The following is a 25204-nucleotide window of genomic DNA, read 5'->3' as shown; positions in this document are numbered from 1 at the left end:
GGGGAGGCGGGTACGGCGGCTCTGTGACGGCAGGTGCGACGGAGACGGCATGGGCGACTGCGTCGAACCGGTTCGGCGAAGCTAGCACCGGGCCAATCGGCCAGCAATCCCTTGGACACGGGGTTCTCGCGTTCTTTTCCGTCTCGCCGGGGATTGCGTTCCCGGTATTGACAGGTGCCCGGGCAGTTCCTACGTTCACTTCCACGCGAACCGGTTCGACAGCCGGTCGCCCGTCCCAAGGAGTCGCCGTGAACATCGGTGAGATCGCCCGACGGGCCGGTGTCTCGCGGAGCACCGTGTCCTATGCGCTGAGCGGCAAGCGCCCGGTGTCGGAGGAGACGCGCCGGAAGATCCAGCAGGTCGTCGACGAACTGGGCTACCAGCCCAGCGCCAGCGCCCGCGCCCTGGCCAACGGCCGGACCAGCACCATCGGCCTGGTCTTCCCGCCGGCCGGGAACCATTACACGGGGATGCAGCTGGACTTCATCGGCAGTGTGGTGGAGGCCGCCGCGGCCTACGACTACGACGTCCTGCTGTCGCCCAGTGGCATGGACAGCGACCGTTCCTTCCAGCGGCTGCTGGGGGAGCGGCGGGTCGACGGCGCGATCCTGATGGAGATCCGGCTGGAGGACGACCGGGCCGACCACCTGGCAGCGCTCGGCTTCCCCTCCGTCGCCATCGGCCGGACCGCGCACGCGGAGGACGGCTGGTACGTCGGCCTGGACCACACCGCTCTGGCCGCCGCCTGTGTCCATCACCTCGCGGACCTCGGCCACCGCAGGGTCGCCTTCGTGAACCGGCCCGAACAACTCCTGAGGACCGGCTACGAGTCCGCGCACCGCGGTCTGGACGGCTTCACGAAGGCCGCGGCGGAACGCGGGCTCACCGTCCGGACGTACTGCTGCGGTGACGACGCCGCCTCGGGCCAGGCGTGTCTGGAACGCATCCTGCGCGACGACCCGGCCACCACGGCCCTGGTCACCCTGAACGAGGCCGCGCTCGGCGGCCTCTACCGAGGGCTCGCCCACGCGGGCCGTCATGTGCCGCGCGACTTCTCCGTCACCGGGGTCGTCGCCAACCGCTGGGCGGAGACGGTGACCCCGCAGCTCACCGCCGCGGACGTACCGGCGGCCGAGATGGGCCGGCTCGCCGTGGACCTGCTGGTGGAGCGGCTCGACCACCCCGACGCGCCGCCCCGGCAGCACCTCCTCACCCCACCGATCTCGCTGCGGAACAGCACGGCGCCCGCAGGGACCTGATCCCACTCCGGAACCACCCGCGTCACCGTCCCACCCCACACGTCCGAACCGCCGCCCGACGGCGCCGTTCGACGTGCCCGCTGCTCCCCGCGACCCACCGCCGCGGCACCCGCATGCCACAAACCGAAGGAACCGCCATGAACAGCTTCTCCGGACGACGCCGTCCGACCGCCGCAGTCCTGATCTCCCTGGCCGTCGCCACCGGCGTCACCGCCTGCGGCTCGGGCTCGGGCAGCAGCGGCAGCGAGGGCGCGGACAGCGGTACGTACACGGTCTGGGACCCGTACCCGCAGTTCGCCAAGGGCTCGGCGTGGACGAACCTGCTGGACAAGTGCGGCACCGCGGCGGGCGTGAAGATCAAGCGGACCGGCTTCGACACCAGCGACCTGACGAACAAGGCGCTGCTCGCCGCCCAGCAGGGCAACTCCCCGGACGTCCTCATCGTCGACAACCCGGTCGTCTCGACCCTGGCCGAGGCGGGCGTGCTCACCACGACCGACGAGAACAAGCTGGACACCTCGAAGGTCGACCCCAACCTGCTGGCGGCGGGCCAGTCCGGCGGCAAGACCTACGGCACGCCGATCGGCGCCAACACCCTCGCCCTCTACTACAACAAGAAGGTCCTCAAGGCAGCCGGCGTGGACGTCGCCTCGGTGAAGGACTGGTCGTCGCTGACGGCGGCCCTGGAGAAGGTGAAGAAGGCCGGGAAGAAGGGCATCACCTTCTCCGCGATAGGCACCGAGGAGGGCAGCTTCCAGTTCCTGCCGTGGTTCTGGGGCGCGGGCGCGAAACTGACCCAACTCGACTCCGCCCAGGGCGTGTCGGCGCTCTCCCTGTGGAAGGACTGGGTCAAGGGCGGCTACGCCCCCAACTCGGTGATCAACAACACCCAGACCACCAGCTGGCAGGAGTTCGCGACCGGTGACTACGCGTTCGCCGAGAACGGCACCTGGCAGCTCGCCAACGCCAAGAAGGCGGGCTTCGAGTACGGCGTGCTCCCGATACCCGGCGCCTCCGGAGGCAGCGCGGCCGCCCCGACGGGCGGTGAGTTCGTCACCCTCCCGGTGCAGGACGACACCGGCCGCTACACCACCTCCCAGAAGCTGGCGACCTGCCTGACCAGCAGCCAGAACCTGTACGACACCGACACGACGCTGTCCTACGTGGCCCCCACCAGCGAGGTCCAGGACAAGCAGGTGGCCGCGAACGCCGAGCTGAAGCCCTGGGTCGACGCGGTCAAGGCCGCCAAGGGACGCACCAGCGACGACCTGGGCACCAAGTACCCCAAGATCTCCGAGCAGATGTGGAAGGCGGTCCAGTCCGCGCTCAGCGGTTCGAAGTCCCCGAAGGACGCGCTGACCGACGCCCAGTCCGCCGTCAAGTGAGCACACCTCAGGGCCAGTTGATGAGTCAGACCACACAAGTGCCGCGCCTTCGGACCGACTCCGAGGGCGCGGCCCCCAAGACGCGGCGCCGCCGCCGTCCCGTCTCGCCGCAGTGGGCGGCCTGGGCGTTCCTCGCCCCGGTGAGCTTGTACCTCGTCCTGTTCTACGCCTATCCGCTGTACCGGAATCTCGACCTGAGCCTGCGCAACTACACGGTGCGCTCCTTCGTCCGCGGCGACGCGCCGTTCACGGGCCTGGCGAACTACCGCAAGGTCTTCGACGACCCGACCTTCGCCCCGGCCCTGTGGCACACCGTGGTGTTCACCGGCGTGTGCCTGCTCTTCCAGTACGCGATCGGTCTGGCGCTGGCGGTCTTCTTCCACCAGAACTTCCGGCTCTCGGCGACCCTGCGGGCGCTGTTCCTGGTGCCCTGGCTGCTGCCGCTGATCGTGTCCGCGTCGACCTGGTCGTGGATGCTCAACAGTGACTCCGGTGTCGTCAACGCCGTCCTGCACGCGGTCGGTGTCGGCCCGGTGAACTGGCTGACCTCGCCGTCCTGGTCACTGACCTCGGTGATCATCGCGAACATCTGGATCGGGGTCCCGTTCAACCTGGTCGTCCTCTACAGCGGCCTGCAGTCCATCCCGGCCTCGCTGTACGAAGCGGCGGCCCTGGACGGGGCGAACGCCTGGCGGCGCTTTTGGAACATCACCTTCCCGCTGCTGCGCCCGGTCTCCGCGATCACCCTGCTCCTCGGCCTCGTCTACACCCTCAAGGTCTTCGACATCATCTGGATCATGACCAAGGGCGGCCCGGCGGACTCCTCCACCACCTTCGCCACCTGGTCCTACCAGCTCGGCTTCGGCAACCTGCTGCCCGCCTTCGGCCCCGGCGCGGCCGTCGGCAACCTGCTCGTGGTCGCCGCCCTGGTCTTCGGCCTGATCTACCTGAAGGTCCAGCGAAAGCAGGCGCTGTCATGAGCAAAAGCCTGAAGACCGTCGTCGGTCTGCTGCTGACCGCGGTCATGCTCTTCCCGGTCTACTGGATGATCAACGTGTCCTTCACCCGCGACCAGGACATGCGCAAGTCCCCGCCGGACCTGTTCCCGGTCCACGGCACCCTGGCCGGCTACCGGGCGGTCCTGGACCAGCAGCTGCCCTACCTCGGCACCAGCCTCGTCATCGGCCTGGGCACCGTCGTGCTGACCGTGGCGCTGGCCGCCCCGGCCGGCTACGCGCTGGCCAAACTGCGCCCGCGCGGCGGCGGCGCGCTCAGCTTCCTGCTGCTGGTCGCCCAGATGATCCCCGGCATCATCATGGCGATGGGCTTCTACGCCATCTACCTCCAGCTCGGCCTGCTCCAGTCGGTGCCCGGACTGATCGTCGCCGACTCCACCCTGGCCGTGCCCTTCGCGGTGCTCATCTTCACCGCGTTCATGTCCGGCATCCCCGGCGAGCTGATCCAGGCCGCGCAGATGGACGGAGCACACGCCCTGCGCACCTTCTGGTCCGTCGTCCTGCCGATGAGCCGCAACTCGATCGTGACGGTGTCGCTGTTCGCGTTCCTGTGGTCCTGGTCCGACTTCATCTTCGCCAGCACCCTCGCGGGCGGCGGCGCCCACGAGCCGATCACCCTGGGCATCTACCACTACATCGGCAACAACAACCAGCAGTGGAACGCCATCATGGCCACCGCCGTCGTGGCCTCCCTGCCCGCCACGGTCATCCTCGTCCTCGCCCAGCGCTACGTCGCCGCCGGTGTGACCGCCGGCGCCGTCAAGGACTGACCCGGCCACGGCGCAGCCCCCTCCCCGATGATCTTCGACGATCCCTGCTCGAGAAACGAGTGCCTCTTCATGACCGCCGACCGCCCCGGCCCGGCCTTCTCCGTCCACGACATCCCGTTCAGCACGTACGGATCCTGGTTCGGCATCTCCCCCGTGGTGGCGGAGAAGACGTACGCCGAGGACCTCCACCTCGTCTCGCACCAGAACGGCATGCACGCCGTCCTGAGCCTGGTCCCCCTCGATCCCGCGACGGGCGACCGCGCCGAGACCCGCGTCGAGGCCACACCGGGCCTGCTGACCTGGACCGGGGCGGCCGGACGCGTGGATCTCACCTACGAGTCGCCGGACACCGTACGGCTGCGCGGTGCGGGTGTGCCGCTGCGGATCTCGGCGGCGGCCCCCACACTGACCCCGTTCAGCGGCACCTACTTCTACCGCGAACCGGCCGCCGACGCCTACGTGTTCACCTCGTACGAGACCGGTTGCCGCTATCGGGTCACGCTGCTGTCCGGCACGGCCGAGGTGTTCGGCAGCCAGGCTCTCGGCAGCGCCGACCGTGGTGTCACCGTCGCCGACGCGGACGGGGGCTGGGAGGTCGCGGTCGAGGAGATCGACACCGCCCGCCCCGCCTACGTGCCGACGGCGGCCTTCGGCAAGGTCGTCGAGGCCGCCCGGAACTCCTTCGCGGACTTCGCCGACACCGTGGCCCCCTGGCGCTCGTCCGCCACCCCGGCCGCCGAACTCGCCGCCTACGTCCTGTGGTCGGCGACCGTCCGCCCGGCCGGCCTGGTCACCCGGCCCGGCGTGCTGATGTCCAAGCACTGGATGGACAAGGTCTGGAGCTGGGACCACTGCTTCAACGCCCTGGCCCTGGCCCCCGGCTGCCCCGAACTGGCCCGGGACCAGTTCCAGCTGCCCTTCGACCACCAGGACGAGACCGGCGCGCTGCCCGACTCGGTCACCCACTCCGAGGTGCTCCGCAACTTCGTCAAACCGCCCATCCACGGCTGGGCGTTCGGCCATCTGCGCCGCAGGGTGCCCACTCCCTTGGAGCGGGCGGAACTGACCGCGACGTACGACAGGCTGGAACGCTGGACGGACTTCTGGCTCACCGCACGGCGTGCACCCGGCGCCGCCCTGCCCCACTACCAGCACGGCAACGACAGCGGCTGGGACAACGCCACCACCTTCGACCCCGAACGCGTGGTCGTCACCGCCGACCTGGCCGCCTTCCTGACCTTGCAACTGCGTGAACTCGCCGATCTTGCCACGCAGTTGGAGCGACCCGAGGATGCCCGCCGGTGGACCCGGGCTGCCGAGGACACACAGCAGGCGATGCTCGACCAGCTCTGGACCGGCGATCGGTTCGTCGCCCAGGGCGTCGACAGCGGCGACACCTGGGGCACCTCCAGTCTGCTCGACCTGATGCCGATCGTGCTCGGCGAGTACCTGCCGGACGACATCAGCGACGTACTGGCCGGCCGGATCGAGGCCCATCTGACCTCGTACGGCCTGGCCACCGAACTGCCGACCTCGCCGCACTACCTCGCCGACGGCTACTGGCGCGGCCCGATCTGGGCCCCGGCCACGGTCCTCGTCGAGGACGGCCTGCGGCGCGGCGGCCACCACCGGCTGGCCGACGAGATCAGTGCCCGCTTCCGCGCCCTGTGCGAGCACCACGGCTTCGCGGAGAACTTCGACGCCCTGGCCGGAACGGGTCTGCGCGACCGCGCCTACACGTGGACGGCCGCCGCCTACCTCCTGCTCGCCGAAGCCCACGCACAGCGGGACGGCGGGTGAGAACGGCGCCCCACCGGGCTCGGCGGTGACTCAGTCGAGGACAGCGACGGCCTCGATCTCCACCAGGTGGTCGGGGACGTCCAGCGCGGCGACGCCCAGCAGCGTGGCCGGTGGGGTCGGGGTGGTCCCCAGCCGCGCGGCCGCCCGCGAGATGCCCTCCAGGAGCCGGGGCATCTTGTCGGGCGTCCAGTCGACGACATGGAGGGTCAGTTTGGCCACGTCGTCGAAGGAACCGCCGGCCTCGGCGAGGGCGGTGCCGATGTTGAGGTAGCACTGCTCGACCTGCGCGGCGAGGTCACCCTCGCCGACCGTGCGTCCCTCGGCGTCCCAGGCGACCTGCCCGGCGACGAAGACCAGCTTCGATCCCGACGCGATCGACACCTGCCGGTAGACGTCGATCTTCGGCAGTCCGTCGGGGTTGAGCAAGGTGATGGCCATTCTTCGCACCTCCATGGTCGGGCTTCTCGGGCCCTAGGTCTCCAGTGGTTACTGGGGAACTGTAGGAGAGTGAGCGCTGACGTGGGAGAACGCACTTTTCGGTGACTGGGGAACCTGAAGGTGACCTGGCAGCTCAGCGGCTTGCCCGGGGACGGGCTGGGCAAAAAAACCCAGTGGAAGCGCTGTCAGTGGTGCCCCTTATGCTGCACCGGACGATCACGCGGGACCAGGGGAGGGCGCGGCATGTTCGGCAAGCTGTTCGGTGGGGGCCGGGAGAGACCGACGGCGGATCCGCACGCCCTACCCGCTCCGCGCAGGCAGAAGAACGGGGTCCACGTCCTGCGCGCGCTCGGTGACGCCCGGGTGCTCGCCCTCGTGGAAGCGGCCGACGCGGGTGACTGGGCAGCGGTCAAAGCGGCCCTCGCGCCCTTCGACCTGGGCCATGAGCAGGCGGTCCTGGGGCAGCTGGCCCAGCTGGACGGTGTGGAGGAGTGGATCGTCCGCGCCGCCGAGGAGGACAGGGACGACAAGGAGCTCCGGGCGACCGCCCTGCTGATCTCGGGTGCGCGCCATGTCTCCTGGGGCTGGGAGGCGCGTACGTCCGCCCGTGCCGTGGACGTCGGCCGTGAGCAGTGGCAGATCTTCTACGAGCGGCTGCGCATCGCCGAGGAGCATCTGCTCGAGGCCGCCGAGTCGCGGCCCGACTGGGTCACGCCGTGGCGCCAGCTGCTCACCTCGGGGCGCGGCATGTCCGTCGACGACAGCGTCAAGGAGGCCCGGCTCGCGGCCGGTCTGCGCCGTGACCCGCTGAACCTGGACATCCACCTGGAGTGGGTGTCGCAGCTCCAGCCACGCTGGGGCGGAGAGCCGGGCCAGGCCCTGGAGTTCGCCCAGAAGGCCTTCGCCGGCGCACCCGACGGGCACCGGCTCGGCTGTGTCATCGCCATGGCACACATCGAGGACTGGGTGGAGTCCGACGACCGCGACTGTCTCCAGCACCCGCGGATCCGCGCGGAGTTGAGGGAGGCCGCGGAGCGCAGCATCCTGCACCACGCCTATGAGCGCCGCCTGGGCTGGCAGGGCGACTACAACATGTTCGCCATGGCCCTCTCGCTGGCGGGCAGCAGCACGGCCTCCAACGTCTTCCGCGAGCTGGAAGGTGTGTTCACCGAGTGGCCGTGGACCTTCATGGCGGACCCGCAGAAAGCGTACGCGCGCTTCCGCAAGGCCTTCTGAGCCCCGGGCCCCCCGTTCCCTGCCCTGCCCTGCCCTTCCTGCCCTTTCCTTCCCTTCACCCCGGACTGCCCCATGCCCCTGCGTGACAACGCCGCCGACCACGCCACCACCGACCGCACCTTCCAGGTCGACCTCCGCGGCCTGGTGGACCTCCTCTCCCACCACCTCTACTCCAGCCCCCGCGTCTACCTGCGTGAACTCCTCCAGAACGCGGTCGACGCCCTCACCGCACGGCACGCCATCGAGCCCCACGGCGGCTTCGGCATCCGCCTGTACGCCGACGGCTCCGTGGTGCGCGTCGAGGACGACGGCGTCGGCCTCACCGAGGCCGATGTGCACGCCTTCCTCGCCACCATCGGCCGCAGCAGCAAGCGGGCCGAGCAGGTCGCCGAGCAACGCGCCGACTTCATCGGCCAGTTCGGCATCGGCCTGCTCTCCTGCTTCCTGGTCGCGGACGAGATCCACGTCGTCAGCCGCTCGGCCCGCACCCCCGACGCCCCCGCCGTGGAGTGGCGGGGCCGCGGTGACGGCAGCTACAGCGTCCGTACCCTGCCCGCATCCGCCCGCCCCCGGCCCGGTACGACCGTCACGCTGACGCCGCGCGCCGACGCGGGCGAGTGGACCCGCCCGGCTCAAGTGCACGAGCTGGCCCGCCACTTCGGCTCCCTGCTGCGTCACCCCGTGACCTTCGACGACGGCACAGCGGGCGCGGGCGTTCCGGTGAACCCCGAACCCGCGCCCTGGGCGCGCACCCACCCCACGCCCGGGGCCCGTTCCCGAGCCCTGGCCGCGTACGGCGAGGAGGTCTTCGGGTTCACACCGCTGGACACCATCGAACTGGACCTGCCCGCCGTGGGCCTGAAGGGCATCGCCTGCGTGCTGCCCGAGGCGGTCCCGGCCGGGCGCCGCCACGGCCACCGCGTGCACGTCAAAGGCATGCTGCTGTCCGAGCAGGCCGAGGAGATCCTCCCCGACTGGGCGTTCTTCGTCCGCTGCGTCGTCGACGCCGAGAGCCTGCGCCCCACCGCCTCCCGCGAGTCCCTGTACGAGGACGACACCCTCGCCGCCGTACGCGACGCGCTCGCCGAACACCTGCGGGCGTGGATCGCCAGGGCCGCCGCCAGCGACCCCGAACTGCTCGGCCGCTTCCTCCAGGTGCACCACCTGGCCGTGAAGTCCCTCGCGGTGCACGACGACGAGATCATGCGGATGCTGCTGCCCTGGCTGCCGTTCGAGACCACCGACGGGCACGCCACCCTCGACGAGTTCGCGCGCACCCACCGCACCGTCCTCGTCACGTCGAGCGTGGAGGAGTTCCGCCAGGTCGCGGCGATCGCCTCGGCCGCCGGGCTCGGCGTCGTCAACGGCGGCTACACCTACGACCGCGCGCTGGTCCACCGGCTGCCCGAGGTCAGGCCCGAGGTCAGCGTCGCCGACCTCGACCCGGGGACCCTCACCGCCCACCTCGACCCCGTCGACCGGGAGACCGAGCTGGCCGCCGCGGCGTATCTCGCCCAGGCCCGCGACGCCCTCGCCGTCTTCGACTGCGACGTGGCGCTGCGCACCTTCCAGCCCGCCTCCGCCCCCGCCCTCCTCCTCGACAGCCGCGAGGCCCGGCACGAACGCACCCGCTCCCAGCTCGCCCGCGAGCAGCAGGGCGGCGTGTGGGGCGACATCCTCGGCGCCCTGCGCCAGGAGGCTCCGCGCGCCCAGCTGATCCTCAACCAGCTCAATCCGCTGGTGCGCACCGCCGTCACCATCGACGAGCCCGAGCTGGCCCGCACCAGCGCCGAAGCCCTCTACGGCCAGGCCGCGATGCTCTCCCGGCGCCCGCTCAGGCCCGCCGAGTCGAGCCTCATCAACCGTTCCTTCCTCGACCTCCTCGCCCACGCCCTCCGCAAGGACAGCTGACGATGCCTACCGCGATCCAGACCACCGACGAGCTGTACCAGGCGCTCCAGGAGAACGAGGAGCGGCCCTACGGCCGTACCCGCACCGTCACCGCCGAGGAACTCGTCGACGCCGCCGAGCAGTTCGAGGAGCCCGTCCCGCTCGTCCACGCCCTCCTGGAACTGCAGAAGGCGTACACCTACGGCTCCGAACCCCGCAAGTCGCCCGTCGTCTTCGCCCGGCTGCTGACCCTCTTCGACGAACAGCCCGACGTCTTCGACGAGCGCATGCGCCACCAGCTGTTCTGGCGGTTCAAGTGGGTGGGCCACGCCCTGCGCCAGCTGCCCGAGATACCGCTGGCCAGCCTGCGCCAGTGGCTGCAGGAGATGCGCGACCGCTACGAGAAGGCCGGCCTCGGCCTCCAGCCCTACTACGGACAGGCGTACCAGCTCGCCGCGCACGTGGGCGAGGACACCACCCTCGCCTACGAGCTGTGGGCGGCCCGCACCCGCACGCGGCTCAGCGACTGCGAGGCCTGCGAGATCTGCGAGCGGGCCCTGTTCCACCTCGCGGCGGGCGACGACGAGCGCGCCCTGCGCACCTGGGAACCCGTGCTGAACGGCAAGGAGTCCTGCCGGGAGGAACCGGCCCGCTCCTTCTCGTACGCGCTGCTGCCCCTGCTGCGCACCGGCCAGGCCGACCGGGCGCGCGAACTGCACCTCGTCGGCTACCGCGGCTGCCGTCGCAACCCCTCGATGTCCGGTGAGGTCGGCCGGCACCTGGAGTTCTGCGCGCTGACCGGCAACGAGGCCCGCGGCCTGGAACTGCTCGCCGAGAACCGCAACCTGTTCGACGAGGTCGACTCGCCCCTGGACCAGCTCGACTTCCTCACCGGCGTGGAAGTCCTCCTCCAGCGGGTGGAGCACCTCGGCCACGGAGAACTGCCCTCCGCCGGATACGCGGGCCGCACCTGGACGGTGACCGGGTTGCGCACCGAGGTGCGGGGCCGCGCCGACGACCTCGCCGCACGCTTCGACGCCCGCAACGCAACCGCCACCCACACCGACCGCCGCAGGACCCGCCTCGACCGGGCGCCCCTCCTCGACGCGCTGGAACTGACCCTGCGCACCCGCAGCCTCGACGACGTCGCCCCGGCCGCCCCCGTTGCGGTGCCCGCCCCCCGCACCACCGCCGCGGTTCCCGACTCGCTGCCCGAACTCATCCTCCAGGCAAGGAAGTTGGAGGAGCAGGGGCACCCGGACGCCCAGACCTGCTTCGCCCGGCTGCGCACGCTCGTCGCCGCCCGCGACTACACCCACCCCGACGACCCCGCCGTGGGCCCGCTGGTCCAGCTGCGCGCGGACCTGCTGGCCGAGGAGGCGAACCGGGCGGGCAACAACGACGAGTTCGCCGAAGCCGCCGCGCTCCACGAGGAGGCCTCGGCCCTCTACGACGACGCCGGGGAGCCCGGACCCGCGGCCTTCACGCGCGCCTGCGCCCTGCTCGCCACCGCCCAGATCCCCGGTGAGGACGGGGCCGCGGCGAAGGCGGACGCGCTGACCGGCGTCCACACGGCAGTGGTCCGCCTGCACGAGGAGACGACCGGTCTCGCTCCCTACCAGGAGGCCCGCCTGCTGCGGCTGCGGGCGACCGCGCTCGCCCTGCGCCTCCAGACGACGGGAAGCAAGGAGCATGTCGCGCCGGTCTTCGCCGAGGCCGACCTGCTGCACACGTTCGCCACCGGACACGACCTTCCCGGGCAGATCTCCGGCGCCCTGCTGCTGCGGGCCAGCACGCACGCCATCTCCGGCGACCTGCCCGCGGCGGTCACCGAGATCGACGCCCTCCTCGACCGGCTGAAGGCGCACGGCCCGGCCTGGCACCTGCCCCGCACCCTCGGACTGCGCGGCCGGCTCCAGCTCGCCCTCCAGGACCCGCAGACCGCGCACGCGGACCTCACCGAAGGCCTGCGGCTGGCCGCCGACTGGCCGGCCGACAGCATGGACACCACCCGCCTGCACGGCGACCTCGCCGAGGCCTGCATGCACCTGGGCCGCCCCGACGAGGCACTGCGGCACCTGACGCGCTCGGCGGAGCTGGACCTTCGCCGCGGCAACCGCGTCGACGCGTTCTGCACCTACAGCAACGCCGCCCAGCTCAGCCTCGACCTGGGCCGGGTCGAGGACTGCATCGCCCTGCTCGACTCCCTGCTGACCGAACCCGACGTCACCTCCGGGGAGCTGGACGACCGGCTCGCCGCCCAGCTGCGCCTGACCCGGGCCCGCGCACTGCGCGCGGGGGAGGACATCAAGGCGGCCACGGCGGAGTTCGCCGCCCTCGCGGCCGAGTCGGCCGGCTGGGACGACGACCCGGGCAGCCACGCCATGATCGCCGCGGAGACGGCCGTACTCCTCGGCGAGTCCGGCGAGTTCGGCCCGGCCCGCGAGGCCGCGGACCAGGCGATCGCCGCGCACGCCCGGGACCCGCGCTACGAACTGCTCAGCAACTGCCTGCGCGAGCTCGCCCGTCTCCAGGCCCAGCAGCAGGGCCCCGAGGGCCTGGCCGACGCCCGCGCCTTCCTCGCCGACGCCGGCCGTGTCGCCGACGAGGCCCGGGCCGCCGGGTACGAGGCCCGCGGCCGCTCCCTGGACAGCGCCCTGGCCTACGAACACGGGCGGGTGAGCGCCTACGCCGGCGCGTACGAGGAGGCGCTGGCCGCCCTGGACAAGGCGCTCGCCGTGCTCGGCGAGCTGCGGCCGGACGACGACCGGGCGGGCGAGTGGGCCGAGTGCGTCCGTCTCGCGGGAGCCGTGGAGGGCCTGTACCTGAAGCGCCCGGCCCCGGCCCTCACCCGCCTCGACGCGGCGGTCGCCCGGCTGACCGCCCTGGGCCACACCGAGGAGACCGAGACCCTGACCTCCCTGGCGGCCAGGCTGCGCGACGAGGAGTGAGCCCGGTCCCATAACATCGTTCAGGCAGACGTCAGTTGCCCAGCGGATCCACGTCGAGGAGGCAATGGTGCTCGGAAAGGGCACATGGTTGCTCGTGGGTGCCCTGGTCGTGGCCTGGATGGTGCTCTCCGGCCCCAGCGCGCCGAGCGGTGCCCTGGACGCCCGGTCCGTGCCCGCCAAACCCGTCAGGGACGTCGTACCGAACCGCGTCATGACCTGGAACCTCTGCAACCCCTGCGAGACGGGCAACGACGACCGGGCGGCGCAGATCGCCGAGTTCGCGCCCCAGGTCGTCGGCCTCCAGGAAGCCTGCGTGGGTGACGTCGAGAAGATCCGGGAGTATCTGGAGAACCTGCACGGACTCGTCTACCACGTCGAGTACGCGCCGGTTCTCCAGAGCTGGGGCCGTTGCGGGGGAGCACCGTGGAACCCCGGCGGCTACGGCGAGGCGATCCTCTCGGCGGCCCCCATGACCGACGTCGTCAGGACCGAGTATCCCGACGGCGGCTCCGAGGACCGCGGGTACATGGCGGTCACCACCACGGTCGACGGCCACAAGGTCCGGCTCTTCAACACCCACCTCGCCGAACGACGCCAGGAGGCCGTCCGGGCGGACCAGGTCGGCGTCCTCGCCAAAGAGGTCGCCCGGCACGACCGCGCGATCGTCATCGGCGACTTCAACGCCGTGCCGGACGCCTACGAGCTCACCAAGATGTGGAGACTGGCCACGGACGCGGACCCCAAGTGCCGCCCCGGCGCCGCCACCACCTGCGAGCCGACCACCGACTGGCAGAGCAAGTTCGACTACGTCTTCCTGCGCGGCTACGTCCCCGCCAGACACCGCGTGCATCCGAGCCAGGTCTCGGACCATCATGTGCTGTACGCCGACGTGAACCCGGCGTAGGCGGGCGTCCGCGAAGCTGGACGAGGTCGAGGGTGCCGGCCCTGGCGCCCGGGTGGATGCCCTCCGTGCACCAGGCCGCTGAGGGTGGAGTTGCTGTCCGCGTCGTAGTAGCCCGTAGGTGCCCCCGATCCCGGGCAGTCACAGTCCGGACCACCGGCTGGACTGCCCGGCCGGGGACACAGAACCGAGGCTCAGGGGTTCTGGGTGAGGATGAGGTCCAGCGCGGCGCTCACATTGACCAGCCCGGGTCCGGTGGCCGTGTCGATGCCGACGTGGGCGTGGTTGCCGAACCGCGGGTGATTGGTGCCGGTCGTGACGTCGGTGGCGGTCGTGGTGAGCGCCTTGGTCACTTGGGCGGGAGTCAGCCCCGGCCTGGCTCCGAGGAGTACGGCCACCGCCCCCGCGAGCTGCGGTGCCGCGGCCGACGTGCCCGAGAACATCGCCCAGCCGTCCCTTGGGCCTGTGGTGTCGCCCGGGTCGCTGGTCGGGTCGCCCGGGTCTGGCTGGCTCTCGTCGACGTCGATCGCGCATCCGGGCGGCACCGGCAGCATCAGGTACTGGGCCCGGGGGAGCAGGCCGACCAGACCGCACACGGTCGGCACGCGGACGCCGTCGATCCAGGGGCTGACGTATCCGCTCGCGTAGTTCGACGCGCGCAGCCGGCCGTCCCGCGCTGCGAACACTCCGCCTGCGGCGATCACTCCGGGCACCTGGGGTTCGATGGCGAACTGGCCGTTGCCCGCGGAGAAGACGACGACGATGCCTTGCTCTATCGCGTCCAGGATCTCCAGCGCGAAGATCACGTCGGCCTGACTCGGGTCTCCGAGCGGAGGGAAGTCCCCGTCTCCGCCCCACGAGTTGGTGAGAACCTGCGGGCGGTCTGCCTTGGCACGCAGGAAGCCGGCCGTGGCGGCCGTGAGGTCGCCCCGCTGGTTGCTCGCGCGGTACGGGCGCAGTCGCGCGCCCGGAGCCACGGCGAAGATGTTCGCCGATTCCCCGGTGCCGTGCCCGATCGGATCCTCTGCGGGGCTGGTGCCGGGGACGAGTGCGACGGGCGGGGTGACGTCGTAGCCGTGGGCGGTGAAGTAGGCGTGCTCGGCCTGCCCCGTGTCGACCATGGCGACCTGCACACCGCGACCCGTGTGCCCCGCCTCATGTGCCGGGGTCGCGTTGAGCAGCCTGGCGATGTCGTCCGGGAGCGTGAGGTGGAACGCGTCGACGTCCGGTGGCCTGGCGTCGGCCGGGAGGAGACGCATGGGCGTGCGCGGACGCTCCAGGGCCACCGCCTCAATGGCGTCCTCGCCAGGTGCGGCGCCGACGCCGAGGGCGGCCGGTTGCCGGTCGCCGACGATGTCGAGGTGTGTGACGGAACGCTCCCGGTTCATGGGGCCCAGTTGCCGCACCTCGTAGCTGGCGATCCGCCCGCTGGTGAGCTGTTCGTACGCGGCCGGCGTACCGGCGACGGTGAAGCCCAGCCGGCTCTCGGCAGTCACGGTCAGCCCCGCTGTCCGTGCGTATTCCTTGGCGCGCTCCATGGAGTCACCCTCGGCGCGGAACGGCCTGGCCGAGGAGAAGGCGGTTGCCTGGGTCGCCGGCACTCCGCCCTGCGAGCGGGCGGAGACATAGCCGTACACGGTTTCCGGAACGTCCTGTCCGTACTGGGGCGTTGTGGGGTTCGTCATGTGTCCTCCAGAAGGGGAGGCCCGGGCGCACGAACCACGGCAGCCGGTCACGAACCCCCGTCGTGGGCCCCGGGCGTGGGAATCGGCAGTACGGTGACGGACCTCGCGGTGTTCGCCAGCGCCAGTGGCACGGGCAGCGCCTGCGGACGTGCACGGTTCTCGAGCGGCGCGATACCGAACGCCTCGCAGAACCTCCCGCTCGATCCGGTGACGAGTGCCCCGGCGGTCATGGGCACCACGTCGATGCCATGACGGGAGCACCACGAGACCAGGTCATGCACCGTAGCCTCGGCCTGCAGCTCAACCAGAGCCTCGACGAACTCCTTGTCGGACACGTCACCTTGCCCTGATGTCACTTGGTTCTCCCGATGGCTCGCCAATCACTTCAATCCTCGCATTTGCAGCATCAGCTGGCAAAACATGCTAGAGGGTGGTGCTGGATCATGACCCTCGAACGTGCTGCCCCTGGGGGCGCGGACCTGCTGTGACTTCTCCCACCTGCTCTTGCCGGGGCGAGAAGCGCTTGCCTACGTTCGGTCGCATGTCCTCCCATGGCCGCGCCCTTCCGGGTGAACCGGACGAAACCGCCGCGGAAAGCAGACCCGCGACGGACCGAACCGACCCGCTCCCGACGGTCGACCTCGACGTCGACCTGAGCCCGCATGAACTGCTCCGGCGCGCTCATGTCGTGGACGCTCTCGGCCCGGACTGGGACCCCGTCGCCGTGCTGCGCGGTGAGGAAGCGGCGTACGAGCTGCTGTATTCCGGCCTCAGCGCGGAGCAACAGCGCGTCTACGACGAGCTGGTCTCGGCCGGCGTGCTGCCTCGGAGAGGGGGCGGCGATGCTGCCGCTTGACCCGCAGGCGGACATCGGGCGGCGCGCCTGGGTGGCCTGCCCGAACTGCGACGATCATCGCGGGTGCGCCACCTGCGAGCAGGGGCGCACCTGTTCTGAGCACTGGCGCTACCTGCTGTCCCACGTCGGCAGTCTGCTTCACCTGCAGTGCCGGTCCTGCACCCACATCTGGGCACACGAGACCCACTTCGGTGCCACCCGCTCCCGGTGGGAGCGGATGACCAGCGGTCTGCGACGCATGTGATCATCAGTGGCGCCGTCGGTCGTGGCCTGCCAGTGAGGCCGGACGGCGGATCGGCGCCCGCTTTCGGATGATCCCCCCGCCCTGTCGTCGGGACCGGCAGGCCGCCCTGCCCGAGGATCGCGTCCGGCGGGCATCCCTGCCTGCCGTACGTCCGTCTCGGAGGCAGCGGTGCACATCCTGCTCCTGGCCAGTGCGTTCAACAGCCTCACCCAGCGTGTCTTCGCCGAACTGCGCGACCGTGGCCACACCGTGGCGGTGGAACTCGCCCTTCCTGGCAGCCCATTGCCGGAAACCGTGCGACAACACGCACCGCAGCTCATCGTGGCGCCGATGCTGAAGACGGCGATTCCCGAGGAGGTATGGACAGCGCACACCTGCCTCATCGTCCATCCGGGGCCCGTGGGCGACCGTGGACCCTCCTCCCTGGACTGGGCGATCCACGAGGGCGTCGACCAGTGGGGCGTCACCGTCCTGCAGGCCGACGGGGAGATGGACGCAGGTGACGTGTGGGCCTGTGTACCGTGCCGGGTCCCTCCGGTTTCCAAGAGCGAGCTGTACCGGGGCGAGATCGCCGACGCCGCGCTCGAGGCCGTCATGCTCGCGGTGGAGCGCTTCGCCGAGGGGACCCACGTCCCACGCAAGCAGGACGTGGCACGCACGGCCGACGCCCGTCTGCGCCCCCGCCCCTACCTCGACCAGAGCGTCCGGCGCATCGACTGGGCCGAGGACTCCACGCACGAAGTCCTGCGCAAGCTGAGAGCGGCGGACTCCCAGCCCGGTGTGCTGGACGTCCTGCTCGGCCGTGAGTGGTATCTGCACGGCGGTCATCCCGAGAGCGTGTTGCGCGGCCGCCCGGGCGAGCTGCTGGCCACCAGGGCCGGGGCGGTGTGCCGGGCCACCAAGGACGGCGCCGTGTGGATCCCCGAGCTGCGGCCCCGGCGCGTGCCCGGGCAGCCGCCCACGTACAAACTGCCTGCCGTGCGGGCACTGGGCGACCTGCTGCCGCCCCTGCCCGAGCATGCCCTGCCCCTGCTGCCCGAGGTACGGCACCGTACCTGGACGGACATCCGCTACCGGGAGGACGGGAACGTCGGGTTCCTCTCGTTCTCCTTCCCCGGCGGCGCCATGAGCACGGAGCAGTGCCGACGTCTGCTGGACGCCTACCGGGAGGCGTGCGAGCGGCCCACGTCCGTGCTGGTGCTGGGCGGCGAACGGGACTTCTTCTCCAACGGGATCCATCTCAACGTCATCGAGGCCGCGGACGACCCCGCTGCCGAGTCCTGGGCGAACATCAACGCCATCGACGATCTGGTCGAGGCGGTCCTGACGACGACCGACCGACTGGTGGTCGCGGCGGTCGCGGGCAACGCCGCGGCGGGCGGGGTGATGCTCGCCCTGGCGGCCGACGAGGTGTGGTGCCGCTCGGGCGCCGTGCTGAACCCTCACTACCGCCTCATGGGCCTGTACGGCTCGGAGTACTGGACGCACACCCTGCCCCGCAGGGTGGGTCCCGCGACGGCGGAACGACTCATGCGTGAGGCTCTCCCGGTGAGCTCGGCGGCCGCCCTGCGCCTCGGCCTCGTCGACCGGCTGGTCGACTGCGGTCCGGACGCGTTCGCGGGGGAGGTCGGCGGCCTGGCGGCCCGTCTGGCGTCACTGCCGGCCACGGCGGCACGGATCACCGCGAAGAAGACGGAGCTGGACCGGCTGGAGAGCGTGACACCGCTGGCCGGCTTCCGTGAGCAGGAGCTGGCCCGCATGCGCCGGACCTTCGACGACCCGGACGCCCCGTACCACTCGCTGCGTCGTTCCTTCGTCCACAAGGAGCGGCCGGCGTGCACCCCGCCGCACCTCGGCCCCGCCCAGGTTGCGCAGACCAATCCGACCCCCTCCGCCGCGGATGTCACCGGAATGGCCCTGCATCCCGTCTCGTCACGGACGAACGGCTGATACGAAGAAAAGCGATGGTCGAAATCTGGGCCTTCATCCCTTACCTCCCCAGGAGGCGGTCCCATGACTGAGGCGACGCCGGACACGGTCGGCGCTGCGGACGCAAGCGGCGCGCCCGCCGACGAGACACCCACGATCCACATTCTCTGGATCAACGCGGGCCTGAGCTGCGACGGCGACTCGGTCGCGTTGACGGCGGCCATGCAGCCCAGCATCGAGGAGATCGTGCTCGGTGTGCTGCCGGGCCTTCCGAAGATCGCCGTCCACTGGCCGCTCATCGACTTCGAGTGCGGTCCGGTCGGCGGCTCGGACACGTTCATCGAGTGGTTCTTCAAGGGGGAGCGGGGCGAGATCGACCCGTTCGTCCTGGTCGTCGAGGGTTCCATCCCCAACGAGGCGATCAAGCCCGAAGGCTATTGGTGCGGCTTCGGCGACAACCCGGAGACCGGCCAGCCGATCACCACCAGCGAGTGGATCGACCGGCTCGCCCCGAAGGCACTGGCGGTCGTCGCCATCGGCACCTGCGCCACCTACGGTGGCATCCATGCCATGGCGGGCAACCCGACCGGCGCGATGGGCGTGCCCGACTACCTCGGCTGGGACTGGAAGTCGCACGCGGGCATCCCCATCGTGTGCGTCCCCGGCTGTCCGATCCAGCCCGACAACTTCTCCGAGACGCTCACCTACCTGCTCTACCAGGCGACCGGCGCCGCCCCGATGATCCCGCTGGACGACAAGCTGCGCCCGACCTGGCTGTTCGGGGCCACCGTGCACGAGGGCTGCGACCGCGCGGGCTACTACGAGCAGGGCCAGTTCGCCCTGTCGTACGACTCGCCGACATGCCTGGTCAAGCTCGGCTGCTGGGGCCCGGTCGTCAAGTGCAACGTGCCCAAGCGCGGCTGGATGAACGGAATCGGCGGCTGCCCCAACGTCGGTGGCATCTGCATCGCCTGCACCATGCCCGGCTTCCCCGACAAGTTCATGCCGTTCATGGACGAACCCCCCGGCGCCAAGGTGTCGAGCAACGCCAGCGGCGCGTACGGCGCCGTGGTCCGCAAGCTGCGGTCGATCACGGCCAAGACGGTGGACAAGGAGCCCAAGTGGCGCCGTACCGGAGACAAGATCACCACCGGATACCGACCCCCGTGGTGAGCGTCCGCCGCAAGTAATCCGCTCCCCGCTTCGTGCACCCCCACACGAACCTCCCGCGCAACGAAGGGCACGGCACACAGATGGCACCGACGACGAAGGCGGCCGGCGACGGCAGCGGCCTGGTGGAGATGGCCTGGGACCCGATCACCCGGATCGTGGGCAGCCTGGGCATCCACACGAAGATCGACTTCAAGCAGAAGCGAGTCGCCGAGTGCTACAGCACCTCGTCGGTCTTCCGCGGCTACAGCGTCTTCATGCGGGGCAAGGACCCGCGCGACGCCCACTTCATCACCAGCCGCATCTGCGGCATCTGCGGTGACAACCACGCCACCTGCTCGGTGTACGCGCAGAACATGGCGTACGGCGTGAAGCCCCCGCACCTCGGCGAGTGGATCATCAACCTCGGCGAGTCCGCGGAGTACATGTTCGACCACAACATCTTCCAGGAGAACCTGGTCGGGGTCGACTACTGCGAGAAGATGGTCAAGGAGACCAACCCCGGCGTCCTCGAACTCGCCGAGCGCACCGAGGCCCCGCACGCCGCGGAGCACGGCTACCGCACGATCGCCGACATCATGCGCTCGCTGAACCCCCTGGAGGGCGAGTTCTACCGCGAGGCCCTCCAGGTCAGCCGCTACACGCGCGAGATGTTCTGCCTGATGGAGGGCCGCCATGTGCACCCCTCCACGCTCTATCCGGGCGGCGTCGGAACCATCGCCTCCGTGCAGCTCTTCACGGACTACCTCAGCCGGCTGATGCGCTACGTGGAGTTCATGAAGCGCGTCGTGCCCCTCCACGACGACCTGTTCGACTTCTTCTACGAGGCGCTGCCCGGGTACGAGGAAGTGGGCCGCCGACGTGTCCTGCTCGGCTGCTGGGGCGCGCTCAACGACCCCGAGTACTGCGACTTCACCTACGCCAACATGACCGACTGGGGCCGGCGCATGTTCGTCACCCCCGGTGTCATCGTGGACGGCAAGCTCGTCACCAACGACCTCACCGAGATCAACCTCGGCATCCGCATCCTGCTGGGCAGCTCCTACTACGAGGACTGGCAGGGCCAGGAGCAGTTCGTCACCCACGACCCGCTCGGCAACCCGGTCGACCCGCGCCACCCGTGGAACCAGCACACCATCCCCACCCCGCAGAAGCGGAACTTCGACGACAAGTACAGCTGGGTCATGTCCCCGCGCTGGTTCGACGGCAAGGACCACCTCGCCCTGGACACCGGCGGCGGCCCCATCGCCCGCCTGTGGTCGACCGCCCTGTCCGGTCTCGTCGACATCGGGTACGTCAAGGCCACCGGCCAGAGCGTGGTCATCAACCTGCCCCGCACCATGACCAAGCCGGAGACCACCTTCGAGTGGAAGATCCCGAAGTGGTCCAACGCCCTGGAGCGCAACCGCGCCCGCACGTACTTCCAGGCGTACTCCGCCGCCGTCGCCCTGCACTTCGCGGAGAAGGGCCTGGCGGAGGTCCGCGCCGGACGCACCCAGACCTGGGAGAAGTTCGAGGTTCCGGAGGAGAGCATCGGCGTCGGCTTCACCGAGGCGGTCCGCGGTGTCCTCTCCCACCACATGGTGATCCGGGACGGCAAGATCGCCAACTACCACCCGTACCCGCCGACCCCCTGGAACGCCAGCGTCCGGGACACCTACGGCACGCCAGGGCCGTACGAGGACGCCGTGCAGAACACGCCCATCTTCGAGGAGAACACCCCGGAGAACTTCAAGGGCATCGACATCATGCGCGCCGTCCGCAGCTTCGACCCCTGTCTGCCCTGTGGCGTCCACATGTACGTCGGCGGCGGCAAGACGGTGAAGTCCATGCACGTGCCCACCGGCCTGAGCGGACTGGGCGGATGAGCGCGGCCGGCTCCACGGAGCAGACCGGGCGCCGGGTCGAGGAAATCCTCGACAGGCTGGCCGAGAGCGGCGACCCGGCCGCCGCCGAGGCCGCGGAGGAACTCGTTCGCTCCCTCATGGACTTCTACGGTGCCGGCCTCGCCCGCATCCTCCAGCTGCTGTCCGGCGCTCCCGGCGAAGCGGCGGCACGCCTCCTGGGCGACGACCTGGTCGCGAGCCTGCTCGTCCTGCACGACCTGCACCCCGAGGACCGCGACACCCGCATCGCCCGCGCCCTCGACGGTGTCCGGGACCACCCCCTGGAGGTGGTCGGCTTCGACGAGGAGAGCGGCACCCTGACCGTGCGGGCCCGGGAGGCCGGCGGCTGCGGTTGCGGCTCCGGCACGGGTGCCCGGGAGGCCGCGGAGGCGGCGCTCGCCTGCTTCGCACCGGAGGTCAGAGCGGTCGACGTACAGACCGCCCCGGCGGGGCCGACGCTCCTCCAGATCGGCACCGCACCGACGGGGGCCCGATGACGGCGTCCCCGGCGACGCGCACGCCCGGCCTGCGGAGGTTCCTCACCGAGAGGCCTCCGCAGCCCGAGCGGTGCGAGCTGTGCGCCGTGGCGGTGGAGGCGGGCCACCGTCATCTCGTCGACACCGAGAAACGCGCCCTCGTCTGCGCCTGCCCTCCGTGCGCGCTGCTGATGGAGCAGCCGGGCGCCGCCGCCGGCCGCTTCCGCACGGTCCCGGCCCGCTACCTCACCGACCCCGGACACCGCCTCGACGAGAGCGCGTGGGAGGCGCTGCAGATCCCGGTCGGCGTCGCCTTCCTCTTCCGCAACGCGGCGCTCGACCGGCTGGTCGCCCTCTACCCGAGCCCGGCCGGAGCCACCGAGAGCGAACTCGAACCGGCCACCTGGACGGACGTCCTCGGCGACAGCCGCCTCGTCGAACTGCTCGAACCCGACGTGGAGGCGCTGCTGCTGCGCCGCACCGACGGCCGCTTCGAGTGCCACCTCGTACCGATCGACATCTGCTACGAACTCGTCGGCCGTATGCGCCTGTTGTGGCAGGGCTTCGACGGTGGAGCCGAGGCCCGCGCCGCGCTGGACGCGTTCTTCGCGGACGTCGCGCGACGCGTCCGGCCCGTGGGCGAGGTGGGTCACCCGTGACCGCGTTCTCCTTCGCCTGCACCGGCGTCCGCGCCGACCAGTACGCCGCCGGACCGACCCTCGTCTTCCGGCTGCGCGTCACCGCCGGCGACAACGCGCGCGTGCACGCCCTCGCACTGCGCTGCCAGATCCGCATCGAACCCGCCCGCCGCGGCTACGCGCCCGCCGAGGCCGACGGTCTCGCGGACCTCTTCGGCGAACGCTCACGCTGGGGCAGCACGCTCCAGCCGGTGCAGTTCGCCCAGGTCGCGGTCATGGTCCCGAGCTTCACCGGAGAGATCGAGACCGACCTCGTCGTGCCCTGCACCTACGACATGGACATCGCCGCCACCCGCTACCTCACCGCCCTCACCGACGGCGAGGTCCCCCTGCTGATGCTCTTCTCCGGTACGGCGTTCACCGGAGACGGCGGCTTCCAGGTGGAGCCCGTCCCGTGGGACCGCGAGGCGGCCTTCCGGATGCCCGTCACCGCCTGGCGGGAGATGGTCGAGCAGCACTTCCCCGGCTGCGGCTGGATCCGGCTGCCCCGCGACACCATGGACGCCCTCCTCGCCTACCGCTCCCGGCACGCCCTGCCCTCCTGGGAGGCGACCGTCGCGGCGCTGCTGGAGGAGGGTGCCGACCCGCCCGCGCACGACCCGCTGCGCGCCCTCACCGCCACCACCGGAAGGACCGATCCGTGACCGTGAGCGCGTTCGCCCCCGAGACCGAGGAGCGCTTCGCCCTCGCCCGGCAGGTGGCCGACGCCGTCCTCTTCGAGGGCTATGTGCTCTACCCGTACCGCGCCTCGGCGGCCAAGAACCGGATGCGCTGGCAGTTCGGCGTGCTCGTGCCGCCCGGCTGGGGCGCCGAGTGCGAGGAACACGACTTCCAGCACACCGAATGCCTGATGGAACCGAAGGCGGGGGCGACCGTCTCGGTCGAGGTGCGCTTCCTGCGTGCCCGACGGCGCACGGTGCAGCAGGCCCGCCCGGACGGCGGCTACGACACGGTTCCCGAACTCCGCCTCAGCGACCGGGTGTTGGTGCCCTGGGACGAGGGAGGCCAGGAGCGCGTCGAGGTGGTCGCGTCGGTCGACGAACTCCTCGGCGACGGCGTCACGTACCCCTTCCGGCTCCCCGCCCGCGAGGACACCGAGCCGGTCCTGGACGAGGCCGGCCGCGCGGTTGGCCGACTGGTCCGGCGCTGCGAGGAGATCAGCGGGAGGGTCCGGCTGTCCGCCCGCGAACTCGACGGCCCCTACCGGGTGTTGCGGCTGACCGCCGTCGTCGAGAACACGAGCGACTGGACACCGCCCGAGGGCCGCGGCGCGGACCGGGAGGCGGCGCTGCCGCATTCACTGGTGGCCAGCCACCTCCTCATGGCCCTCAGCGCCGGGTCGTTCCTGTCGATGACCGATCCTCCCGAGTGGGCGAAGGGCGCGGTCGCCGCCTGCCGCAATCTGCACACCTGGCCCGTGCTCGCCGGCGAACCCGGCCGCGCCGACCTCGTGCTGTCCTCGCCGATCATCCTGGAGGACCATCCGGCCATCGCGCCGGAGAGCCCCGGGGCGCTCTACGACGCCCTGGAGATCGACGAGATCCTCGCGCTGCGCACCGCGGCCCTCACCGACGAGGAGAAACGCGAGGCCCGGGGCACCGACGAGCGGGCGGCCGCCGTGATCGAACTGGCGGACTCGATGCCGCCCGAGGTACTGGAGCGTCTGCACGGGGCGGTGCGGAGCCTGCGCGAGGTGACCGGTCCCGGCCCCGCCGCTCCGGACGGCGGCTTCCCCGACGAATACGGGGTGATGCGGCCGGACACCCCCTGGTGGGACCCCGCGAGCGACGCGGGCTTCGACCCGGCGCAGGACCGGGTGGTCGTGGACGGCCGGTCGGTGGGCCAGGGCAGCCGCGTCGAACTGAACCCGGGCCTGCGCCGCACCGACGCGCAGGACATCTTCCTGCGGGGCCGCACCGCGAAGGTCGAAGCGGTGCTGCACGACGTGGACGGCGGGGTGCACCTGGCGGTCACCGTCGAGGGCGACCCGGGCGCCGACGTCCGCCGCGAGCAGGGACGGTTCCTGTACTTCCAGCCCGACGAGGTCACACCGCTGGAGGACGACGTATGAACCTTCCCCCACCGCCGTGCCCAAGGACGCTCGTGGCGGGCATCGGCAACGTCTTCCTCGGGGACGACGGCTTCGGTGTGGAGACCGTCCGCCGGCTCGCCGACCGCGACCTGCCCGGACACATCGAGGTAGTGGACATCGGGGTGCGCGGGGTGCACCTCGCCTATCAGCTGCTGGACGGTTACGACACCCTCGTTCTCGTGGACGCCACGGCACGCGGCGAAGACCCCGGCACGCTGTACGTGATCGAACACGACATCGGCGGGAGCCCTTCGCCCCCCGCGGCCACGATGGACGGCCACCGGATGACCCCGGACGCCGTCCTGGCGCTGCTGGGCACCCTGTGCGCCGGGACCGGCGGCGAGCCACCACGCCGCGTCCTGGTCGTGGGATGCGAACCGGCCTCGGTGGACGAGGGCATCGGTCTCAGCCCACCGGTGTCCGATGCCGTACCGGAGGCCGTCCGGCTGATCGAAGAGCTGCTGCGGGACGGCGAGCCGTCCGTGGCGCAGGCCTCAACCGCTGAGGCTCCGACATGAGGAG

General features: G+C 71.1%; 22 protein-coding genes. 19 read left to right on the top strand and 3 right to left on the bottom strand.

The window, feature by feature from the left end; genetic code table 11:
- Positions 1-248 precede the first annotated feature (248 nt).
- The 5 genes from ACFYZ8_RS18490 (at position 249) to ACFYZ8_RS18470 (ending at position 6230) form a co-directional block, all read left to right on the top strand.
- Positions 249-1259, top strand: a complete 1011-nt coding sequence (locus tag ACFYZ8_RS18490; protein ID WP_388529917.1) for a LacI family DNA-binding transcriptional regulator — start codon at positions 249-251, stop codon at positions 1257-1259.
- Positions 1260-1396: 137 nt separating this feature from the next.
- Positions 1397-2644, top strand: a complete 1248-nt coding sequence (locus ACFYZ8_RS18485; RefSeq protein WP_388529920.1) for an extracellular solute-binding protein — start codon at positions 1397-1399, stop codon at positions 2642-2644.
- A 20-nt stretch (positions 2645-2664) separates the two neighbouring features.
- Positions 2665-3624 carry a carbohydrate ABC transporter permease gene (locus ACFYZ8_RS18480; RefSeq protein ID WP_388529923.1) on the top strand — a complete coding sequence of 320 codons (960 nt, stop codon included), beginning with the start codon at positions 2665-2667 and terminating at the stop codon, positions 3622-3624.
- Positions 3621-4430, top strand: a complete 810-nt coding sequence (locus ACFYZ8_RS18475; protein ID WP_388529926.1) for a carbohydrate ABC transporter permease — start codon at positions 3621-3623, stop codon at positions 4428-4430. Before ACFYZ8_RS18480 ends, ACFYZ8_RS18475 begins: the two co-directional genes overlap by 4 nt.
- Before the next feature lie 69 nt (positions 4431-4499).
- Positions 4500-6230, top strand: a complete 1731-nt coding sequence (locus tag ACFYZ8_RS18470; RefSeq protein WP_388529928.1) for an amylo-alpha-1,6-glucosidase — start codon at positions 4500-4502, stop codon at positions 6228-6230.
- 30 nt (positions 6231-6260) lie between these two features.
- On the opposite strand, the gene ACFYZ8_RS18465 is transcribed toward ACFYZ8_RS18470, so the two are convergent.
- The gene (locus ACFYZ8_RS18465) at positions 6261-6668 is read right to left on the bottom strand and encodes a RidA family protein (protein WP_388529931.1); all 408 of its coding nucleotides are present in this window, start codon (positions 6666-6668) and stop codon (positions 6261-6263) included.
- A gap of 243 nt (positions 6669-6911) precedes the next feature.
- Between ACFYZ8_RS18465 and ACFYZ8_RS18460 the strand changes: the two genes are divergently transcribed.
- The 4 genes from ACFYZ8_RS18460 to ACFYZ8_RS18445 all read left to right on the top strand — a co-directional run bounded on the left by ACFYZ8_RS18460 (position 6912) and on the right by ACFYZ8_RS18445 (position 13649).
- A complete protein-coding gene (locus ACFYZ8_RS18460; protein ID WP_359036508.1) occupies positions 6912-7904 on the top strand; it encodes a hypothetical protein in 993 nt (330 codons plus the stop codon).
- A 72-nt stretch (positions 7905-7976) separates the two neighbouring features.
- Complete coding sequence (locus tag ACFYZ8_RS18455) at positions 7977-9815, top strand: HSP90 family protein (RefSeq protein ID WP_388529934.1); 1839 nt, start codon at positions 7977-7979, stop codon at positions 9813-9815.
- A 2-nt stretch (positions 9816-9817) separates the two neighbouring features.
- Positions 9818-12745 (top strand): hypothetical protein, encoded by a 2928-nt coding sequence (locus ACFYZ8_RS18450; RefSeq protein ID WP_388529937.1) that lies wholly within the window; start codon positions 9818-9820, stop codon positions 12743-12745.
- Positions 12746-12809: 64 nt separating this feature from the next.
- A complete protein-coding gene (locus ACFYZ8_RS18445; RefSeq protein WP_388529940.1) occupies positions 12810-13649 on the top strand; it encodes an endonuclease/exonuclease/phosphatase family protein in 840 nt (279 codons plus the stop codon).
- 191 nt (positions 13650-13840) lie between these two features.
- On the opposite strand, the gene ACFYZ8_RS18440 is transcribed toward ACFYZ8_RS18445, so the two are convergent.
- Positions 13841-15331: a S8 family serine peptidase gene (locus ACFYZ8_RS18440; RefSeq protein ID WP_359036500.1), complete on the bottom strand. Its 1491-nt coding sequence runs from the start codon at positions 15329-15331 to the stop codon at positions 13841-13843.
- A 47-nt stretch (positions 15332-15378) separates the two neighbouring features.
- Positions 15379-15666, bottom strand: coding sequence for a hypothetical protein (locus ACFYZ8_RS18435; protein ID WP_388529943.1), 288 nt, complete (start codon positions 15664-15666; stop codon positions 15379-15381).
- A 206-nt stretch (positions 15667-15872) separates the two neighbouring features.
- On the opposite strand from ACFYZ8_RS18435, the gene ACFYZ8_RS18430 reads away from it, so the two are divergent.
- The 10 genes from ACFYZ8_RS18430 (at position 15873) to ACFYZ8_RS18385 (ending at position 25200) form a co-directional block, all read left to right on the top strand.
- Positions 15873-16187 (top strand): DUF6400 family protein, encoded by a 315-nt coding sequence (locus tag ACFYZ8_RS18430; protein ID WP_388529946.1) that lies wholly within the window; start codon positions 15873-15875, stop codon positions 16185-16187.
- On the top strand, positions 16174-16431 hold the full coding sequence (locus ACFYZ8_RS18425; RefSeq protein ID WP_125189208.1) for a hypothetical protein: 258 nt from the start codon (positions 16174-16176) through the stop codon (positions 16429-16431). The genes ACFYZ8_RS18430 and ACFYZ8_RS18425 overlap by 14 nt, the downstream gene beginning before the upstream one ends.
- A gap of 168 nt (positions 16432-16599) precedes the next feature.
- Complete coding sequence (locus ACFYZ8_RS18420; protein WP_388529949.1) at positions 16600-18381, top strand: enoyl-CoA hydratase-related protein; 1782 nt, start codon at positions 16600-16602, stop codon at positions 18379-18381.
- Between the two features lie 63 nt (positions 18382-18444).
- Positions 18445-19533 (top strand): hydrogenase expression protein HypE, encoded by a 1089-nt coding sequence (locus tag ACFYZ8_RS18415; RefSeq protein WP_359036491.1) that lies wholly within the window; start codon positions 18445-18447, stop codon positions 19531-19533.
- A gap of 80 nt (positions 19534-19613) precedes the next feature.
- Entirely contained in the window at positions 19614-21398 is a 1785-nt protein-coding gene (locus ACFYZ8_RS18410) for a nickel-dependent hydrogenase large subunit (RefSeq protein WP_351992202.1), read from the top strand.
- A complete protein-coding gene (locus ACFYZ8_RS18405) occupies positions 21395-21913 on the top strand; it encodes a hypothetical protein (protein WP_388529953.1) in 519 nt (172 codons plus the stop codon). Before ACFYZ8_RS18410 ends, ACFYZ8_RS18405 begins: the two co-directional genes overlap by 4 nt.
- Complete coding sequence (locus ACFYZ8_RS18400) at positions 21910-22551, top strand: DUF5947 family protein (RefSeq protein WP_388529956.1); 642 nt, start codon at positions 21910-21912, stop codon at positions 22549-22551. The genes ACFYZ8_RS18405 and ACFYZ8_RS18400 overlap by 4 nt, the downstream gene beginning before the upstream one ends.
- On the top strand, positions 22548-23234 hold the full coding sequence (locus tag ACFYZ8_RS18395) for a DUF6084 family protein (protein WP_359036484.1): 687 nt from the start codon (positions 22548-22550) through the stop codon (positions 23232-23234). The genes ACFYZ8_RS18400 and ACFYZ8_RS18395 overlap by 4 nt, the downstream gene beginning before the upstream one ends.
- Complete coding sequence (locus ACFYZ8_RS18390; protein ID WP_388529959.1) at positions 23231-24661, top strand: hypothetical protein; 1431 nt, start codon at positions 23231-23233, stop codon at positions 24659-24661. Before ACFYZ8_RS18395 ends, ACFYZ8_RS18390 begins: the two co-directional genes overlap by 4 nt.
- On the top strand, positions 24658-25200 hold the full coding sequence (locus tag ACFYZ8_RS18385; RefSeq protein ID WP_388529962.1) for a hydrogenase maturation protease: 543 nt from the start codon (positions 24658-24660) through the stop codon (positions 25198-25200). The genes ACFYZ8_RS18390 and ACFYZ8_RS18385 overlap by 4 nt, the downstream gene beginning before the upstream one ends.
- The last annotated feature ends 4 nt before the right edge of the window (positions 25201-25204 follow it).

Origin of the sequence: Streptomyces sp. NPDC001668, assembly GCF_042893155.1 — a bacterium.
Classification (GTDB): Bacteria; Actinomycetota; Actinomycetes; order Streptomycetales; family Streptomycetaceae; genus Streptomyces.
The sequence above is the reverse complement of the archived record's forward strand: the minus strand, read 5'-3'. Positions and strand labels throughout refer to the sequence as shown.

What these genes read in the sequence shown, in the direction of transcription:
- ACFYZ8_RS18485 (WP_388529920.1), top strand. Translation starts at nt 1,397, where the DNA reads ATGAACAGCTTCTCCGGACGACGCCGTCCGACCGCCGCAGTCCTGATC.
- ACFYZ8_RS18480 (WP_388529923.1), top strand. Translation starts at nt 2,665, where the DNA reads ATGAGTCAGACCACACAAGTGCCGCGCCTTCGGACCGACTCCGAGGGC.
- ACFYZ8_RS18475 (WP_388529926.1), top strand. Translation starts at nt 3,621, where the DNA reads ATGAGCAAAAGCCTGAAGACCGTCGTCGGTCTGCTGCTGACCGCGGTC.
- ACFYZ8_RS18470 (WP_388529928.1), top strand. Translation starts at nt 4,500, where the DNA reads ATGACCGCCGACCGCCCCGGCCCGGCCTTCTCCGTCCACGACATCCCG.
- ACFYZ8_RS18465 (WP_388529931.1), bottom strand. Translation starts at nt 6,668, where the DNA reads ATGGCCATCACCTTGCTCAACCCCGACGGACTGCCGAAGATCGACGTC.
- ACFYZ8_RS18460 (WP_359036508.1), top strand. Translation starts at nt 6,912, where the DNA reads ATGTTCGGCAAGCTGTTCGGTGGGGGCCGGGAGAGACCGACGGCGGAT.
- ACFYZ8_RS18455 (WP_388529934.1), top strand. Translation starts at nt 7,977, where the DNA reads ATGCCCCTGCGTGACAACGCCGCCGACCACGCCACCACCGACCGCACC.
- ACFYZ8_RS18450 (WP_388529937.1), top strand. Translation starts at nt 9,818, where the DNA reads ATGCCTACCGCGATCCAGACCACCGACGAGCTGTACCAGGCGCTCCAG.
- ACFYZ8_RS18445 (WP_388529940.1), top strand. Translation starts at nt 12,810, where the DNA reads ATGGTGCTCGGAAAGGGCACATGGTTGCTCGTGGGTGCCCTGGTCGTG.
- ACFYZ8_RS18440 (WP_359036500.1), bottom strand. Translation starts at nt 15,331, where the DNA reads ATGACGAACCCCACAACGCCCCAGTACGGACAGGACGTTCCGGAAACC.
- ACFYZ8_RS18430 (WP_388529946.1), top strand. Translation starts at nt 15,873, where the DNA reads ATGTCCTCCCATGGCCGCGCCCTTCCGGGTGAACCGGACGAAACCGCC.
- ACFYZ8_RS18425 (WP_125189208.1), top strand. Translation starts at nt 16,174, where the DNA reads ATGCTGCCGCTTGACCCGCAGGCGGACATCGGGCGGCGCGCCTGGGTG.
- ACFYZ8_RS18415 (WP_359036491.1), top strand. Translation starts at nt 18,445, where the DNA reads ATGACTGAGGCGACGCCGGACACGGTCGGCGCTGCGGACGCAAGCGGC.
- ACFYZ8_RS18410 (WP_351992202.1), top strand. Translation starts at nt 19,614, where the DNA reads ATGGCACCGACGACGAAGGCGGCCGGCGACGGCAGCGGCCTGGTGGAG.
- ACFYZ8_RS18405 (WP_388529953.1), top strand. Translation starts at nt 21,395, where the DNA reads ATGAGCGCGGCCGGCTCCACGGAGCAGACCGGGCGCCGGGTCGAGGAA.
- ACFYZ8_RS18400 (WP_388529956.1), top strand. Translation starts at nt 21,910, where the DNA reads ATGACGGCGTCCCCGGCGACGCGCACGCCCGGCCTGCGGAGGTTCCTC.
- ACFYZ8_RS18385 (WP_388529962.1), top strand. Translation starts at nt 24,658, where the DNA reads ATGAACCTTCCCCCACCGCCGTGCCCAAGGACGCTCGTGGCGGGCATC.